We start from the raw sequence: 16,685 nt of genomic DNA on the forward strand, positions 1-16,685 counted from the left end.
ACCACGCATGGCCAACGCCACCAAACCCCAGGTGGGCAGATCTGTTGGCCATGAGTGGGCAGTTTTCATGGCCACCAGCGGGCATTTCTACTGGCCGCCCGTGGGCAGATCGGATTGGCCATTGACATCGGAGGATGAGCACGATTAACTGGTCGTCGTGAATCTCGTAAATGATGCGGTAATCACCCGTTCTGACGCGCCATTCCCCCGAGCCCCCCACGAGTTGGATCGCCCTGGGTGGCCGCGGATCGTCTGCCAAGAGGTCGATCGCTGCTTGAACTCGACGACGGACTTGCGGATCGAACTGGCGCAGTTGCCGTTCAGCCGCTGGCGCGATCTTCACCGAGTAGTTCATACGAGGCCGAGGTCTGCCTTCACCTGTTCCCAAGGAGTCGGTTCGCTTGTCGTGCGACGCATCTCTTCACGTGATTCCTCGGCGGCACGAATATCGGCCATGTCTTCGGCCAATTCGATGAGACGCTCCAAATCGTCGACGTCGATAACAGCCGCGACTCGCCGCCCGCGGCGAGACAAGAAGACCGGCTCGTGCTCGGTGCGAGCGCGGTCGATGATCGATGCGAGCTGGTCGCGTGCATCAGAGACGCTGACAGGGACTGTGGCCGACATTCTTCAATCGTACATTTCACCTACGGGATGTACAAGTGTCCTTCAAACGTACAACTGGCCTCCCGTTGAGGGTTCGGCTTGCGGACCAAACTCGGTGCCTGGGCACGGCGTCCCGAACGCACCGTCGGCCTTCACGTGGACGTCCGGAAAGCGTCTCAACGGCGACAGTGATGGCGGCGAGGTGGTCGCGCGCGACGACCTCGGTCAAGATTCGATCACTCAACGCGATGCCAACGCCATATACGTTCCCGGGGACGTCGGCGCCATCGACCCGGGCTGGTTTGTAATCGATGTGCTCTTTGGTCTCGGGCGAATCGAGCTGTCTCAGGAATTCGCGGACTACACGCTTCACACGAGCGGTCGTCGTCCACTGTTTTGAGCGGCGTGCGCTCTCGTCAGGCCACTGCCGGCGGTCGGTCGACTGCCGTGGTCTCACGCGGCCAGAGGAGCCAGCTCACCACAGCCCAGAGGACCAGCGATGCGATGGTCAGCGGGTTGTGGAAGTACATCACCCAGAAGCCGAGCCCGCGCGGCGCGTAGATGACACCACCGATGACGTCAGCTGGCACTGGCGTCGACGGATCCGCGGACGTATTCGCGTCCCCTTTGGTTGTCAACGTCCCGTCAGCGTTGACGCTGACCAGCCGGTGCGTCACCAGCTCATCTTGCTTGCGGAAGGTGATGACCTGACCGACCTGGTATTTGTCCACCTCAACGATGACGAGGCTCGCGGGCGGGACCGTCGGGCTCATCGACCCGGTTTGCACCACGTACGCGCGGTACGGCAGCACCCCCGAGACAAGCAGCGCCACAGGCGCGAGAATCAGCATGACGGCGATGACCGCAGTCACCAGGCGCCTGACCTTCTTGTTCACGAGCATCCTCTGATTGAGTACAAGAAACCCGGATGCCTACCTTCGGGTAGCAGGCATCCGGGTTTCAACCGCGTGTGACTACGGGGTCTGACCAACCTGCGTTGCAACAAGCTGGTACGGCAGGCCGCTGCCGACAACCACAGGGTTCGGCTTGGGCACAGTGGATACCGGGTAGGAGTTCCACACACCGCCGCCGGCCGCCGTCTGACCCTTCAACTTCGACGCGTAGCCGAAGGTGAAGTCGACAGTTCCGCTGGCCGAAGGTCCGACGTTGGACGCGATCTTGATCATCTTCGGGACAGGCCAGCAACCGGTCGGGGCGATCGGCCCGCAGCTGAGGTTCGCCGGGTCGTCCATGTCATCGCTCAGGTTCGCGGAGTCGAACAACGCCGTTCCGTTCGCCTTGACGTGGAACTCACCGTACGTGCCGAGGTCGTTCAACGCGTGCAGAGCGTCCACGTTGTTGAACACAACCCAGACGTCCTGAGGGCTGGCCCCCGTGTTCTGGTAGCCGGCGGTCACCGTCTGCGGCGTGCCAGGCAGCAACCCGGTGAAGTTCAGGTCCAGGCTTTCCGTGCCGGTGCCAGCTGAACCCACCACCTTGATTGAACCGATCGTGCCGGTGATGTCTCCCTGATGGGTGTCGCTGAAGTACGCGCCGGTGGTGCCGAGGCTGACAAGCGAGAAAGTGAGTGCGATAGCCGCACCTCCCGCTCCGACAGCCCACTTCTTTCTGGTGTTGTTTCTGGGCATGGTGAATCTCATCTCTGGTTGAATTCGGCTTCGGGTCCGAATGACAGCGATGCGATCCACTGTCCCCCACCGCTCAAGCTAGACCTGGTCTTCTGATGCCGTAAGCACCCGAAGTGACGGCTTGCGCATGGCTCTTCCGGTCCTGTATGGTTACCGGCCCCAGAATCAACAGTCAGACGCCACAGGAATATGCCGATGGCTGCATGTCCCCTCGGCGCGCCCTACCTGTCAGGGTGAGTTGAGGCCAGCAGCTCAGAGCAAGTCCACCGTTTGGCGTATGCGAACGTAGTCACACCAGGTTGATGGCGTCGCCATGATTGCCCCGATGGTAATTGGGGCGGCCAGCAGCCCCCGAGCCCATTCACCCGCACCGGGCTCGTGCGGGCTTGTTGTCAATGACCGCGGCCATGCGCCTGTCGGAATTCGCCTGACCCCTGTGGAGGTTCTCTTGGCTCGCTCATAGGAGGCAGACTGCTCCGGCATAGGCCACGGGCCGAGAGTTGCCGTTATGACCAGATCAGCAGCCCTCGCCCTCGACGTCGTCGTTCCTGTGTACAACGAACAAGAGACCCTTGCGCGCAGCATGCGGGTGTTGCACGCGTACCTGGTCGACTCGTTCGACGAACCCTGGCGCATCACCATCGCGAACAATGCCAGTACCGACAACACAGCCGCCATCGCCGAAGCCCTCGTCGCAGATTTGCCGGGTGTCCACGCCGTGCACCTCGCAGAGAAGGGCCGTGGCCGGGCGCTCAAGAATGTCTGGCTCGCCTCGCCGGCCGCGGTCGTCGCGTATGTCGACGTGGACCTCTCCACCGACCTTCGCGCGCTGCCGCCGCTCGTCGCCCCGCTGCTCTCAGGCCATTCCGACGTCGCCATCGGCAGCCGCCTGTCGCGCGGCTCCCGAGTCACGCGCGGCGGCAAGCGGGAATTCATCTCCCGGAGCTACAACGCGCTGGTGCGGGCGACGATGGGCGTCGACTTCAGCGACGCCCAGTGCGGCTTCAAGGCCATGCGCCGTGACGTCGCCCAGCGCGTGCTCCCGCTCGTGGAGGACACCGGCTGGTTCTTCGACACCGAGATGCTCATCATCGCCGAGCGTGCCGGGCTCCGGATCCACGAGGTGCCGGTCGACTGGATCGACGACCCGGACAGCCGCGTCGACGTGGTCGCCACCGCCACCGACGACATCAAAGGCCTCGTGAGGGTGGCCCACTCGCTCGTCACCGGGAGGATCCCCGTCGACGAGATCTATGCCGAACTCGGTCGTCCGCCCTTCGAACCGCCGACCCCGCCCACTTTCTTCGGCCAGGTGCTGCGCTTCGGCGTGATCGGCGTGCTGTCGACCGTTGCCTTTGCCGCGCTCTACCTGGTGCTCCAGGCCATGATGTCCGCCCAGCTGGCCAATTTCCTCGCCCTGCTCATCACGGCGGTCCTGAATACCTGGGCCAACCGGCGTCTCACCTTCGGCGTGCGCGGGCGGCGAAGTGCGATCAAGCACCAGGCGCAGGGCCTCGTGATCTTCGGCCTGGCCTGGCTCGTGACGAGCGGATCGCTCCTCGGGCTGCACTTCCTGCGCCCGGATGCCGGTGCGCAGGCCGAGATCATCGGGCTCACCGCGGCCAACCTGCTCGCGACCGTCATGCGGTTCCTGCTGTTGCGGCTCTGGGTCTTTCGGGGCCAGAGTTCCCCGGCACCGACCCGGATCGAACCCCGAACTTCCCGCGACGATGTCATCTCCCGTGTCCATTTGTCCCCCAACCAGAAAGTAGCCAGTTCATGACGACCCAGGTCGCCCCCCGGCCTCTCGCATCCCCGTTCGGAACACGCGTCGCCGCCCGTGTCGCAGCCCTGCCGCGCACCCTCGTGCGGGGCAGGCCCGACTCGGCGCGATGGGAGCGCCCGGCCCTGCTGGGCCTTCTGCTCGTCACCGCAATGCTCTACATCTGGAACCTGGGCGCGAGCGGCTGGGCCAATTCGTTCTATTCCGCGGCTGTGCAGGCCGGATCGGTCGACTGGACGGCGTTCTTCTACGGGTCTTCGGATGCCGCCAATGCGATCACCGTCGACAAGCCCCCCGCGAGCCTCTGGCTGATGGCCCTGTCCGTGCGCCTGTTCGGGCTCAGTTCGTGGAGCATCCTCGTGCCGGAGGCCCTGATGGGTGTCGCCTCGGTCGGTGTGCTCTATGGCACCGTGCGCCGCCGGTTCTCGGCCGGCACCGCGTTGCTCGCCGGTGCCGTGCTCGCCGTGACCCCCGTCGCCGCACTGATGTTCCGGTTCAACAACCCGGATGCCCTGCTCGTGCTGCTCCTCAGCCTCGCGACCTACTTCACGCTGCGCGGCATCGAAACCGGCAGGCTTAAATGGGTGCTCTGGGCCGGAGTGATGGTGGGCCTCGGCTTCCTGACCAAGCAACTCCAGGCCTTTCTGATCCTGCCGGTGCTCGCGGGCGTGTACCTCTACGCGGCGCCGCACAAGTTCGTCACCCGGCTCTGGCACTCTCTTGCGGCACTCGGCGCCGTGACCGTCTCGGCCGGCTGGTGGGTCGCCGTCGTCGAACTCGTTCCCACAAGCTGGCGCCCCTATATCGGCGGCTCGCAGACGAACAGCTTTCTCGAGCTGACCTTCGGCTACAACGGGTTCGGGCGCCTCACCGGGAGCGAGACCGGGAGCGTCACCCCCGGCGCTGCGACGGCGACGGGTGCGGGCTCGATGTGGGGCGAGACCGGAATCTTCCGGCTCTTCCTCGGCGAGTTCGGCGGCCAGATCACCTGGCTCCTCCCCGCTGCGCTGGTGCTACTCGTCGCCGCCCTCGTCGTGCTGCGACGCGCCCCGCGCGTCTCCCCCCGCCGGGCCTCTCTTCTCCTCCTAGCGGGCTATCTTCTCCTGACCGCGCTAGCCTTCAGCTTCATGGCCGGGATCTTCCACGCCTACTACACGGTGGCCCTGGCCCCCGCACTCGCCGGGACCGTCGCGATCGGTGCGAACCTCGTCTGGATGAAGCGCACAGCGCTCTGGGCCCGGATCACCGCGGCCGGTGCAATGCTGGCCACGAGCGTATGGGCGTGGGTGCTGCTCGACCGGGCTGTCGACTGGTGGCCGTGGTTGAAGTTCGCCGTCGTCGCGCTCGGCATGATCGCGGCAGTTCTGCTGATGCTCCCGCCCAAGATCGGCCGCCCCAGCTCGCCGTCCGGCACAGTGCTGCGGTGCGTGACCGTCGCGGTCTCTCTCACCGGCGCGCTGTTGGCACCGGTGGCCTACACGCTCGAAACCGTGTCGACGGCCCACACCGGGTCGATCGTCACGGCCGGGCCGACCGTTTCCGGAAGCATGGGCGGCATGGGCGGAGGCGGAATGCCCGACGGCGGGGGCGGCCTCCCGGGAGCAACGACCGGAACTGCCGACGGCACCGGAGGCCCGCCGCCCACGGGAACCAGGGGAGGCGCCAACGGTCCGCCGGCGGTCGGAACGGGCACGGCGCCCACCGGCGTTACGGGCGGCACCGGGACTACGCCGACTGACGGCACCGGCGGCGGCCGCGGGGGCGGGGGCGGCGCACCCATGGGGTCCGTTGCCGTGAGTTCAGAGCTTGCCGCACTGCTCTCCGCTGATGCCGCCAGGTACACCTGGATCGCCGCGGCCGTCGGATCGGACTCGGCCGCAAGCTACCAGCTCGCGACGGAACTGCCGGTGATGGCAGTCGGGGGCTTCAACGGCAGCGATCCCGCTCCGACGCTCGCTGAATTTCAGGCCGACGTGGCCGCCGGGAAGATCCACTACTTCATCGGAGGAACGGCAGGCCAAGCCAACGGCGGATCGAGTGAATCGACCGAGATCGCGGCCTGGGTCGCGGCAACCTACACAGCCCAGACCGTCGACGGCGTCACGCTCTACGATCTGTCAGCGGCCGTGGACACGGCGGCATAGGCCGACCGTCGGCAACGGCAAACCGGCGCCGGCGCCTCGGAGCAGGCAGCAAGCTCATCCGTCACGCGACAACAGTTGTCACGTGACCGGCCCGTTCGGACTTGTGTCGGGTAGTTGGGCCTCGAGAACTCGTCGCGGCGATGATCCACGCGGATTGCGGCTGCTCGCATCGGCTATACCCCACTGGCAGCTACCGCCAGTATTGATTCATGACCTCAATCACGACCGGACGAACCCGGTCGCAGCGCCTCGACGCCCTGCCGTGGACACGCAAGCACTCCTCACTACTCGGTGGCAGCGGTATCGGGTGGGTCCTCGACGCGATGGATGTCGGACTCATCTCGTTCGTTATCGCCCAACTGGTCGTGGTCTGGAACGTCGAGGCCGCCGACCTGTCCTGGGTCGCATCCGCTGGGTTTCTCGGCATGGCGATCGGCGCGAGTGTCGGCGGACTGCTCGCCGATAAGCTCGGTCGACGCCAGGTGTTCGCGCTGACACTCCTGGTCTATGGCGTATTCACCGGGTTGTCGGCGCTCGCCTGGTCGATCGGCGCGCTCGTAGCCCTGCGGTTCCTGGTGGGTCTCGGGCTCGGTGCGGAATTGCCCGTCGCCTCCACGCTGGTGAGCGAGTTCGCTCCCGCCCGCATCCGCGGTCGCGTCGTCGTGATTCTCGAGTCCTTCTGGGCCGTCGGCTGGACTGCTGCGGCACTCATCGGCTACTTCGTCGTGCCCACCAGCGATGACGGATGGCGCTGGGCTCTCGCGCTCGGGGCCATACCCGCGGTCTACTCGATCGTCGTGAGGCTCCGTCTGCCCGAGTCAGTGCGGTTCCTCGAGGCCAAGGGCCGGTACGCCGAGGCGGAGAGGATCGTTCGGGACTTCGAGGATGCCGCGAACGTGCCGGCGCCGCCCGTGACATCCGCAGCTCTCGCACCGGATGTCACGATGGAGGAGCCCAAGCCCACCCTGTTCGGTGCGGTATTGCGTCGGCGCACGATCTCGCTCTGGATCGTCTGGTTCTGCGTCAACTTCGCGTACTACGGCGCCTTCATCTGGCTGCCGACACTGCTCGTGGCGCAGGGTTTCTCCTTGGTGCGTTCCTTCGAATACACGCTCATCATCACGCTCGCGCAACTGCCTGGCTACGCGGTGTCGGCCTGGCTCGTGGAGAAGTGGGGACGACGCCTCACCCTTTCCGCCTTTCTCTGCGGGTCAGCGATCTCGGCGGGTTTGTTCGCCACCGCCGGCGATGTCACGGCCATCCTCGTTTACGGTTCGATGCTGTCGTTCTTCAACCTCGGTGCGTGGGGAGCGCTCTACGCGGTCACGCCCGAGCTCTACCCCACGCGGGTCCGCGGAACCGGGGCCGGTTGGGCCGCCGGTTTCGGCCGGTTGGCATCGATCATCGCGCCGCTGTTCGTTCCCCTGCTTCTGGCGATCGGGGGTGTGGCGCTGCCCTTCGGGGTGTTCGCCGCGGTGTTCGCGGTGGCGGCGATCGCGGCCCTCACCCTGCCCGATCTGCGAGGTCGTGCGCTCGAGGACTGAGATTGTGCGCTCCGGCTCGATTGCAGTCAGCGCATGACGCGGTGGCGGAGATAAACAACTCCTGAGCTGAAGCTGCGGGTCTCGACGAGTTCGAGGCTGACTCGGTGTCGGCTGTGGGGGAAGAACGGAATGCCCCCGCCGACCAGCACCGGGTAGACCCTGGCCCGGTATTCATCGATCAGACCCAACGCGGCCGCTTCGGCGGCGAGAGTCGCGCCGCCGATCGCGATATCGCCCCTTTCCGGCTCGGCTCGTAACCGTTCGATCTCCTCCGCCAGACCGCCGGATGCCAGGCGGGCATTGCCCTGCACCGCCGACAGCGTGGTGGAGAAAACTATCTTGGGCAGCGGCTTCCAGATCGCGGTCCATTCACGCTCCGATTCGTCGAGCGACGGATCCTGGTCGGCGGTCTCCCAGTACAGCATCGTCTCGTACAGCCGTCGCCCCAGTAGGTGAACACCAATGTCTCGAGCCTCCTCGATGACGAATCGAAAGATCTCCTCTTCGGGCGGCGGCGAGGCGATGTTGCCGTCCGGTCCGACAATGTAGCCGTCGAGGGAGACGCCCATCGAATACGTAACCCGGCGCATCAGAAGACCTCCTCGTAACGCATTGAGAGTACTACCGCTGCACTGTGATCTGCGTCAGAATGTTCGCGTCAGGCGATCGATGGCAAGCTGAGCGTTGACACTGGGAATACCAATCCGGACTGCGGCTTCGGCTGCGCCGATCACGGGTTGGCGAAGGAGAATATCCACCAGTCGGCGGACTGCCTAGTCTCGTCCCGCGCGGATGCGACCACGCCATTCGACGAAGTCAGAGGCGTTGCGTGCGCTGTTCAGAGCGTGAGAAGCATCGTGTCGGATCCGCCGTTTCGACCGGCCACCGTGAATCCAACGCGCTGATAAAGGTGTCGAGCTCTATTGCCGTCTTCAACACTCAGACTCAGAGCGCGCAAGCCTCGCGCCTTGGCGGACGCAATCAGCTGTGCGAGCAAGTCACTGCCGATGCCCGTCCCGCGAAAGCCTTCGAACGTCGTGATGCTCAACTCGGGGGTGTCCAACTCGACGAATCCATAGCCGGGGCTTTCCACGGGCAGGAATACGAGCCACGCGACGGCTCGAACGGTGCCCCCGTCGTGGTCCACCAGGCCAAAGTCTCGCCCACGAGGGAAGGTGCGGAAGTAGTGGGTGAGTTCGTCCGACTCATCGACGTCGTCGAAAGTGAACCGGGGGCCGATCCAGTTCATGTTGGCCAGTGTTGCCCGGCGGAGGAGACCACGATCCTCTTCACGTAGTGCTCGAATCGCCATAGCGAAAGTGTATGCGTGAGACGCCGAGCTCACCCGATCGCTCGCCCAGTGGCCGTTGGCTTCCTGGGCCGAACTTTCCGACGCCTCAGTAGGGTTAGGCCATGGTGAATGCGTCACGTCCCCACCCAGCCGTCCCGGCCAATCTGATCGACACGCTCAACGCGTGGAAACCACTCGGGCAGGGCCAGAGCGAGCTGCGTGATGAATACGTCTCGTTCGTCAGCGCGTCTCCTGGATCTGCCCTGGATCGGGACGGGGGGTCGGAGCACGTGACTGCGAGTTGTTTCGTCTTCACCCCCGATCTCGCCCAGGTTTTGCTGTGCTTTCATCGAAAGGGGCGTTTCTGGGTTCAACTCGGCGGCCATGTGGAGGCAACGGACGTATCTGTTCCATCGGCAGCCCTTCGTGAGGCCCGCGAGGAAGGCGGCATCAACGACATTCGCCCGGTCGGAGGCGTCCTCGACGTCGACCGTCACACCCTGGGTGCCGGCTTCACTCGTTGCAGCGTGCATTGGGACATCGGATTCGGAGCGATCGCGAGGACTGATCTGGCCCCGTCCACCAGCTCTGAGAGCGAGGATGTCGCCTGGTGGCCCGTCACGGGACTGCCCGACAACGTGCCTCCGCACTTCGGGAACCGCGTACTCAGGATTCTTGACGAAATCTTGAACCAGGGCGACACCGAGTAAGGCATCACCTTCGGCGAGCGTCCTTTTCCGATGGGCTTCACCCTGATCGGAATCGCGCCCGAATTGGCCGTCAGGCGTGTGTCGGATCCGACGGTACCGGCGTGTTCGGCGGCGACGCCCGAGTGATTCCTGACCTTCTCTCAGCCTAACCATAGTGTCCTGATAGGCGCGGCCCGCAGGCTTCATTTCACCAACCGGAGACTCCGGGCAGGACGGAAGGAACCACCATGAAGAGGAAACTGATCGCCGGAGTAGCGGGCGTGGCTTTGGTCTCGGGTGTCGGGCTGGGCATGGTCCAGACCGCCCAGGCCGAAACCCCCACCCCCACAGCCGGCTCATCGGAACTGTCTGGCGAAACCGCCAACCCCACCGGCCGTCACGATGGCCACGGCGGCAAGGGATTCGACGCCGCAGCACTGGCCACCAAACTGGGACTGCCCGCGGCCACCGTCTCGGACGCCCTGACCGCAGTGCGTGATCAAACCGCCGCTACCGCCCGCCCATCCCCGGATGCCACCCAGGCCGAGAGAGAGGTCGCCAGGGATGCCCGCCGGACCGAGCTCGCCAAGGCACTGGCCGCCGAGTTGAACATCGACGAAGCCACGGTGACCACAGCCCTGACCCAAGTCCAGTCCGAGCAGGAGGCCGAAAGGGCCGCCCAGACGAAGGCCACCCTCGACCAGGCCGTGACCGACGGCACCCTGACCCAGACTGAGGCGGACGCCGTCCAGAAGGCCCTGGCAGCCCACATCATCACCACCCGAGACGGAGGTCACGGCCGACGCTGACGAGACCAATCCAGTGGAGGGTCTGCGACTGACCATCGCAGGCCCTCCTGCCTGCGACCTCTGAGATTCCGGCTATGACTGTTCGGCCAGGCACCGCGCGCGGCCCGGCTCCCCCGGAGAATCGCCGTTTCTGCGGAGAGTCGACGTTGCAGGAGCGATGTCGGCGCGATCGCCGATTTTCGAAAGTCGTGCAAGATTCGCAACGGATCTGACACATTCAGTATGTGACGATCGACAGCACCAGAGCAGCCGCCGATGCAAATGAGGGCGTGGCGATGCCCGCGGGCACCGACCTGCCTGTTTCGCGACCGGGCCACGACCCGAGCACGGATGCGGCGTGGTTCACCACCGTGGTCCGCGAGCATTCCGCCGCGCTCGTGCGCTACTTTGCGCGCCGCGGCCCACGTCAAGACGCCGAAGATCTTGCCGCCGAGGTCCTGGCGGTTGCCTGGCGCCGACGCGCCGACGTTCCGCTTGAGGCCGTCCTCCCCTGGCTGTATCGAACCGCCGGATTCACTCTCGCCAACCATCGCCGCAAACTCATCGACCTCCCCGTCGACGTGGTCCCCGAGACGGGCACGGTGCGCGTGAGTGAACACCCAGAACTGAGCGCGCTCTTTGACGCCGAGCTTCGCGGTGCGCTTGAGAGCGTCGGCGAACGCGACCGCGAAATCCTGCTCCTGCACGCGTGGGAAGGTCTCGACGGCGAGGAACTCGCGGAGGTGCTCGGCATCTCCCGCTCCGGATCGGATGCCGCACTCTCGCGCGCCCGCAAACGACTGCGAGAGGCATGGACGGAACGACTTTCCTTCTAAGCGCCTGCAAGGTTTGAAACGCACCGCACATATCCGTAGATGAACCACACTCACGGAGGGTGAACGACATGAACGACATGAACGATACGAACAGCATCAACGACGACAACGAGCTCGACCCGCTCGCCCGGCTGCGCGCCGCAGACCCCGCGGCCGACGTTGAACCCCGCGCGGGATTCGCCGACGCCGTTGTCGAGGACACCCTGGCGAACACTCTCCCCGAGCCCGCCACCGAGTCGGCGCCGATCGCTGATCTGAGCGCAGCGCGTGCGCGCCGGCACCCCCGGTGGATCCCGTTCGTGGCGGTCGCCGCATCACTCGTGATCGTCGGCGGCGCTGGATTCGGGATTGGGGCGTCGACCGGTCAGACCACGAACTCCGCAGGCGGCGCCGTTCCCGCCATTGTGCTGCCGGGCGCCGGAAGCGGCGGGTCAGCGGCAGAGGGAGGCACAGCCAACGGCGGCTTCGCCGGGGCTCCTTCCGGTGCGCCATCCAAAATGTCCGCGGGCGGCGTGTCCGACATGACGTACCCCTTCGGATCCGGCCGCAGCAGCTTCAGTTCTTCTGGCCTGTCGGCGACCGCGGGCACGGCGCCGGCGTACACCTTCGACGCGCGCACCGCATCCACTACTGAGCGGGTCGCCGCACTCGCCACGGCGCTCAAAGTCCAGGGAAGCCCGAAAACGATGGACGGCTCCTGGCTCGTGGGCGCGCCAGACGGCACCACGCCGTACCTCTCCGTGAGTCTCGACGGGATGCTCAGCTTCTCCTTCACCGATCCACAGATCAACCCGTGGCAGTGCGGCCTGGATGCCAACTCAACCCAGCCGTGCGAACCGCCGACTGATCTTCCGAACCAGGACGCCGCGATCGCCGCGTTGCGCTCGCTGATCGCTTCGGCCGGGCGAGACCCGGGGTCGTTCGAATACAGCTCAGACACGTGGGAGGGCTCGTTCACGCGGAGCGCGCAGGCCTGGCCCGTCATCGACGGGCGGCGCATCGACTCAGCCTGGGGCCTCGAGCTCACGGCTGCCGGCGTGTACAGCGCCTCCGGCGCACTCGCCGACATCGTTCCGCTTGGCGACTATGCCATCGTCAGTGAACAGGCAGCGTTCGAACGGCTCTCTGACCCGCGGTTCGGCGCCCAGATGACGGGCGGACCGATGGCCCTGCGTTCCCAGACCGCACCGGGGACCACCGAGTGGGTGCCGCCCACGGAGCCGCCGGTGACCCCCGCAGCGGGTACGTCGCTGTCGTGGCCCGTGAACAAGATCGACATCGTCAGCGCGCGACTTGGTCTCACGACCCAATGGCAGCCCGACCGCAGCGTGCTCGTTGTCCCGGCCTATGAATTCACGGATGCCGACGGCGGCAACTGGACGGTCATCGCCGTCGCCGACTCGAAGCTCGACTTCGCAACGAGGTAGTGGGTATCGGGATCGTCCACTCGTCAAGCGGGATGTTCGACGATGGCAGGTCGCTTTCACCGGACCCGGGAACACCTCTCGGTTGGCGAGAGAAGACAACTCACGCGACTGAGGATTACGCCGCAGGCGGTCTGCCCGACGTTCGCAGTTTCGCCGGGGAGTGACCGGCCGACGACCACGGCCCGGTCAGCCCGATGACGGCGAACGCCGAGGTAGGCATCGACGCCGACTCGCCGGCGAGGAGCGTGATCAGGTCTTCGAACCCGGGGTTGTGCCCGACCATGACGACGGTGTCAACGTCGTCCGGCAGTTCGGCCACAACAGCGAGGAGTCGAGTACCGGACGCGGCATACATCCCGTCGTCGATCCGGACCGATGGCCGATTATCGAGCTCACCCGAGGCGATCTCCCAGGTACTCCGAGCTCGGGTGGCCGGCGAAACAACGGCGAGGTCGATGCCTTCGAACATGCGGGCCAGCCACCGCCCTGCGCGGTGGGCCTGTCGGAGCCCGTGCTTGCCGAGCGGGCGGTCGACGTCTGCCTGCCGGACCGACCAGTCCGACTTGGCGTGCCTGAGAAGGATCAGCGTGCGCTCATTCATCATGGACTTGGCCTGACGTCGTGCTGCACCATGCCTACAGTCTGCCAGTGCTCATCGGCCGGGCGAGCCGGAAGCCCCACGCTAAACGCCATGACGCAGGGCGTCGCCGTCGAGCCGATACGTGGTCCAGCCATCGAGCGGGCGAGCGCCGAACGACTGGTAGAAGCCGATTGCCGGCTCGTTCCAGTCCAGCACGTCCCACTCGAGCCGGGCGTAGCCGCGCTCCACACAGATCGCGGCCAGGCGGGCCAGCAAGGCCTTGCCGTACCCACTCCCCCGGTACGCCGGCCGCACATAGAGGTCCTCGAGGTGAATGCCATGCACGCCCTCCCAGGTCGAGAACGTGAGATACCAGATCGCCACCCCGGCCAGCGTGCCCTCCTCCGCGCCATCGACGACGAGCGCAAAGACGGCCGGGCTCTCTCCGAACAGTGCCGACCGGAATCCGTCTTCGGTCGCCTCGACCGCGTCTGGTTCCTTCTCGTACACGGCGAGCTCGAGAACGAGCCGAAGGATTTCGAGGATGTCTGACGGTTCGGCGGGGCGCAGCAGGCTCATACACTGAGCGTACGTTCTTGCGGCCGCGTCACCGACCTCCGGCCAGGCGGCAAGGCCCGGGCGACCGGAGGAGAGATATGACGGTACTCATTGCGGGATGCGGCGACCTCGGCACCGAGGTGGGTCTGCGCTTCGCGGAACTCGGGCACGACGTGGTGGGCCTGCGTCGCAACGCTGCCCGGCTGCCCCCGGCCATCACGGGGAGGTCGATCGACCTCAGTCTGGAGAAGCCGGTCGTGCCACCGGGCACCGAGACCGTCATCGTGGCGCTTGCCGCCGGCAGCCGCACAACCGAGTCGTACACGGCGGCCTACGTCAACGGGCTGCACAACCTCCTCGATGCTCTCGACGAGGCCCCGGTCACGCCGCGACGCGTGCTGCTGGTGTCATCAACGGCCGTCTACGACGTGAACGACGGCAGCTGGGTCGACGAGCTGACACCGGCGAACCCCAGACCGGGCACCGCGGCCATCCTGCTGGAGGCAGAACGGATGCTGCACACACGCATTCCAGAGGCGGTCGTGCTCCGACTGGCCGGAATCTACGGACCGGGCAGGGAACGGCTGATCACTCAGGTGCGCGCGGGACACGCCACCGTGTCTGCGCTGTCACGGCACACGAACCGCATCCATCGTGACGATGCGGCAGCGGCGATCGTGCACCTGATGGCGCGTGACGAACCGCCGGCTCCGCTCTACCTCGGCGTGGACAGCGCCCCGGTCGTCGGCATTGATGTGCTTAACTTTCTCGCCGGTGAGCTTGGCTTGCCGGCGCCGATGGTCGTGGAGACCCGCAGTGGGCGCGGCGGCGACAAACGCCTCCGCAATCAGCGCCTGCTCGACACGGGATTCAACTTCACCTACCCGAGCTATCGCGAGGGCTACCGCGCCATCCTCGAGGGCAGCGGGACCCGCCATGCCTGATGAAACTCAGAGCCTGCGCGCGGACGCCGGCGAAGAATGGTGGGGACTCCACGCCGATCGAGCGAAAGCGGTATCGGGGAGCAAGCCCGAGGTCGCCGAACGGCTCGCTCTCGAGCTGGTCGACGGACCGTGAAGCAGTCGTCCGGTTACCGCGCGGGCGTCGTCCTGGTCCTGGCCGCTTCGATCCTGTGGGGAACGAGCGGGACGGCAGCAACATTCGCCCCCGATGTCAGCCCGATCGCCATCGGCGCGACGGCCATGGGATTCGGGGGGCTCTTGCAGGCGCTGATCGCTCTGCGATCAATCCGACACAACGGCCGTGGTTTGCGAGGACAGTGGAGGATCGTGGCTCTGGGCGCGATCGCTGTGACGATTTACCCGCTGGCTTTCTACACATCCATGCACCTCGCCGGCGTCGCCGCGGGAACGGTCGTCTCCATCGGCTCCGCGCCCATCTTCGCGTCCATCATCGAACGTGTGGCCGACCGGCATCGCTTGACTCGCCGATGGGTGACCGGTGCCGGCCTGGGAATCGCCGGCGCTACCGTGCTCTGCGTTGCCGAGTCAGCGACTCCCGGAGCAAGCCGCGCCTTCGATTCCGCGCTGGGCGTCTTCCTTGGCCTGCTCGCCGGGCTCACCTACGCCCTGTATTCATGGGCCGCGCACCACGTCATCGAGACCGGTGTTCCGGCTCGGCCCGTGATGGGCTCCATTTTTGGCGTCGCCGGGGCACTGCTCATGCCCGTCGCGTTAGCCCCGGGTGCCCCCTTTCTGTCCTCGTGGCCTACGGCATCCGTGGGGATATACCTGGCCGTCATACCGATGTTCGCCGGCTACGTCCTCTTCGGAATGGGCCTCGCCCGGGTGCGCGCCAGCACAGCGATCGTCCTGACCCTGGTCGAGCCCGTCGTCGCGGCCATACTCGCCGTCGTGATCGTGGGAGAACGACTCCCAACCCTGGGATGGGTAGGGGTAGGCCTTATCGTCAGCAGTTTGATAGCGCTCACTTTCCGATGGCCGCGGCGCAACGAGCCGATCATTCGTTCCAGCCGGATCGATGACCGGCAGATCGCACTCCCGCCGTCTTGATCGTCTAGAAGGAGTTCACGGATAGCGCGTGCTCCAGTGGCTCGTGCTTCAGTGGCTCGTGCTTCAGTGGCTCGTGCTTCAGTGGCTCGTGCTTCAGTGGCTCGTGCGCTCCGGCCCGACCCGCGCCGAACGTACGGACTGGTAGTGCCGTGCCGCACGGGCTCGGTTGCCGCAAGCAACCGAGCACCATTCCCGTCGGGGGTGTGTTTTCAGGAAGTAGAGCACGCAGCCGGGCGCGTAACAAGCCCGCAGATGGGAGCCGTTCTCGCCCAGTAGATGCAGGGCTTCATAGGCGACTTCGGCCAGGCCGGCACCCACCGGTGACACTGCAGAATCGGCCGCCAGTACGAGACGACCGTCATTCAGCCGCAGCAGCGGGATAGTACGCGCGCTGGCCGCCACGTTCACAATTCGGGCGGCGTCATCCACGTGCGCCACGGTTGACGCTGCAGCGGAACGCTGATCGTCCGTGACGTGGGCTGCCAGCCTGCGCACCGAGTCTCGCAGATTGAGCGCGCTTTGGAGCTCCTCCTGAGTGGCCGTGACACCCTCGCGGTCGACGCCGACAGCATCCAGCCATGCGTCCACGTCCGACGGGACCGCGAAGTCGTCGTGCAGACCATCCGTGTCCGCCCAGATAGTCGCCATCAAACGCACCGGCGTCGGTTCTTCCGCGAGCACCCAACTGCGCTCTGACCCCATCTTTTCCATAGAGCCAATCTATCACGGAAGAATTGACTTGCATGCGTTAGAACAA

20 protein-coding genes are annotated in these 16,685 nt (G+C 65.8%); 11 read left to right on the forward strand and 9 right to left on the reverse strand.

Annotated features, from left to right (window positions below):
- Positions 1-355, reverse strand: a 355-nt coding sequence (locus QMG61_RS17430) for a type II toxin-antitoxin system RelE family toxin (RefSeq protein WP_349358166.1), incomplete at its 3' end; no start/stop codon positions are given.
- Positions 352-627 carry a type II toxin-antitoxin system Phd/YefM family antitoxin gene (locus tag QMG61_RS08365; protein WP_283493884.1) on the reverse strand — a complete coding sequence of 92 codons (276 nt, stop codon included), beginning with the start codon at positions 625-627 and terminating at the stop codon, positions 352-354. The genes QMG61_RS08365 and QMG61_RS17430, both read right to left, overlap by 4 nt.
- A 94-nt stretch (positions 628-721) precedes the next feature.
- On the opposite strand from QMG61_RS08365, the gene QMG61_RS08370 reads away from it, so the two are divergent.
- Complete coding sequence (locus tag QMG61_RS08370) at positions 722-1,006, forward strand: hypothetical protein (protein ID WP_283493885.1); 285 nt, start codon at positions 722-724, stop codon at positions 1,004-1,006.
- 16 nt (positions 1,007-1,022) lie between these two features.
- Here the strand turns inward: QMG61_RS08370 and QMG61_RS08375 are convergent, their stop codons facing one another.
- On the reverse strand, positions 1,023-1,502 hold the full coding sequence (locus tag QMG61_RS08375; RefSeq protein ID WP_283493886.1) for a signal peptidase I: 480 nt from the start codon (positions 1,500-1,502) through the stop codon (positions 1,023-1,025).
- Positions 1,503-1,580: 78 nt separating this feature from the next.
- The gene (locus tag QMG61_RS08380) at positions 1,581-2,255 is read right to left on the reverse strand and encodes a hypothetical protein (protein ID WP_283493887.1); all 675 of its coding nucleotides are present in this window, start codon (positions 2,253-2,255) and stop codon (positions 1,581-1,583) included.
- Positions 2,256-2,763: 508 nt separating this feature from the next.
- Here QMG61_RS08380 and QMG61_RS08385 point away from each other — a divergent pair.
- From QMG61_RS08385 to QMG61_RS08395, 3 genes are all read left to right on the forward strand, one after another.
- On the forward strand, positions 2,764-4,038 hold the full coding sequence (locus QMG61_RS08385; protein ID WP_283493888.1) for a bifunctional glycosyltransferase family 2/GtrA family protein: 1,275 nt from the start codon (positions 2,764-2,766) through the stop codon (positions 4,036-4,038).
- Positions 4,035-6,182, forward strand: a complete 2,148-nt coding sequence (locus QMG61_RS08390; protein ID WP_283493889.1) for an ArnT family glycosyltransferase — start codon at positions 4,035-4,037, stop codon at positions 6,180-6,182. Before QMG61_RS08385 ends, QMG61_RS08390 begins: the two co-directional genes overlap by 4 nt.
- 209 nt (positions 6,183-6,391) lie before the next feature.
- A complete protein-coding gene (locus QMG61_RS08395; protein WP_283493890.1) occupies positions 6,392-7,726 on the forward strand; it encodes an MFS transporter in 1,335 nt (444 codons plus the stop codon).
- 26 nt (positions 7,727-7,752) lie between these two features.
- On the opposite strand, the gene QMG61_RS08400 is transcribed toward QMG61_RS08395, so the two are convergent.
- Entirely contained in the window at positions 7,753-8,316 is a 564-nt protein-coding gene (locus QMG61_RS08400) for a dihydrofolate reductase family protein (protein ID WP_283493891.1), read from the reverse strand.
- Positions 8,317-8,564: 248 nt separating this feature from the next.
- The gene (locus tag QMG61_RS08405; RefSeq protein ID WP_283493892.1) at positions 8,565-9,038 is read right to left on the reverse strand and encodes a GNAT family N-acetyltransferase; all 474 of its coding nucleotides are present in this window, start codon (positions 9,036-9,038) and stop codon (positions 8,565-8,567) included.
- Between the two features lie 101 nt (positions 9,039-9,139).
- On the opposite strand from QMG61_RS08405, the gene QMG61_RS08410 reads away from it, so the two are divergent.
- The 4 genes from QMG61_RS08410 (at position 9,140) to QMG61_RS08425 (ending at position 12,757) form a co-directional block, all read left to right on the forward strand.
- Complete coding sequence (locus QMG61_RS08410; protein ID WP_283493893.1) at positions 9,140-9,727, forward strand: NUDIX hydrolase; 588 nt, start codon at positions 9,140-9,142, stop codon at positions 9,725-9,727.
- 227 nt (positions 9,728-9,954) lie between these two features.
- On the forward strand, positions 9,955-10,515 hold the full coding sequence (locus QMG61_RS08415) for a hypothetical protein (protein WP_283493894.1): 561 nt from the start codon (positions 9,955-9,957) through the stop codon (positions 10,513-10,515).
- Positions 10,516-10,739: 224 nt separating this feature from the next.
- Positions 10,740-11,330, forward strand: coding sequence for an RNA polymerase sigma factor (locus tag QMG61_RS08420; RefSeq protein ID WP_283493895.1), 591 nt, complete (start codon positions 10,740-10,742; stop codon positions 11,328-11,330).
- A gap of 68 nt (positions 11,331-11,398) precedes the next feature.
- Positions 11,399-12,757, forward strand: a complete 1,359-nt coding sequence (locus QMG61_RS08425) for a hypothetical protein (RefSeq protein ID WP_283493896.1) — start codon at positions 11,399-11,401, stop codon at positions 12,755-12,757.
- 115 nt (positions 12,758-12,872) lie between these two features.
- Here QMG61_RS08425 and QMG61_RS08430 read toward each other — a convergent pair whose 3' ends face one another.
- A complete protein-coding gene (locus QMG61_RS08430; RefSeq protein WP_283493897.1) occupies positions 12,873-13,361 on the reverse strand; it encodes a SixA phosphatase family protein in 489 nt (162 codons plus the stop codon).
- 78 nt (positions 13,362-13,439) lie between these two features.
- Positions 13,440-13,916, reverse strand: a complete 477-nt coding sequence (locus QMG61_RS08435; RefSeq protein ID WP_283493898.1) for a GNAT family N-acetyltransferase — start codon at positions 13,914-13,916, stop codon at positions 13,440-13,442.
- Between the two features lie 77 nt (positions 13,917-13,993).
- Between QMG61_RS08435 and QMG61_RS08440 the strand changes: the two genes are divergently transcribed.
- Genes QMG61_RS08440 through QMG61_RS08450 form a run of 3 tightly spaced genes read left to right on the forward strand, consistent with a single transcriptional unit; the run spans position 13,994 to position 15,928 of the window.
- Positions 13,994-14,839, forward strand: a complete 846-nt coding sequence (locus QMG61_RS08440; RefSeq protein ID WP_283493899.1) for an NAD-dependent epimerase/dehydratase family protein — start codon at positions 13,994-13,996, stop codon at positions 14,837-14,839.
- Positions 14,832-14,972, forward strand: a complete 141-nt coding sequence (locus tag QMG61_RS08445) for a hypothetical protein (protein WP_283493900.1) — start codon at positions 14,832-14,834, stop codon at positions 14,970-14,972. The genes QMG61_RS08440 and QMG61_RS08445 overlap by 8 nt, the downstream gene beginning before the upstream one ends.
- Positions 14,969-15,928, forward strand: coding sequence for a DMT family transporter (locus QMG61_RS08450; protein WP_283493901.1), 960 nt, complete (start codon positions 14,969-14,971; stop codon positions 15,926-15,928). Before QMG61_RS08445 ends, QMG61_RS08450 begins: the two co-directional genes overlap by 4 nt.
- A gap of 93 nt (positions 15,929-16,021) precedes the next feature.
- On the opposite strand, the gene QMG61_RS08455 is transcribed toward QMG61_RS08450, so the two are convergent.
- Entirely contained in the window at positions 16,022-16,639 is a 618-nt protein-coding gene (locus tag QMG61_RS08455) for a CGNR zinc finger domain-containing protein (protein ID WP_283493902.1), read from the reverse strand.
- Positions 16,640-16,685 lie beyond the last annotated feature (46 nt).

Origin of the sequence: Cryobacterium sp. PH31-AA6 (assembly GCF_030063195.1) — a bacterium.
GTDB lineage: Bacteria > Actinomycetota > Actinomycetes > Actinomycetales > Microbacteriaceae > Cryobacterium.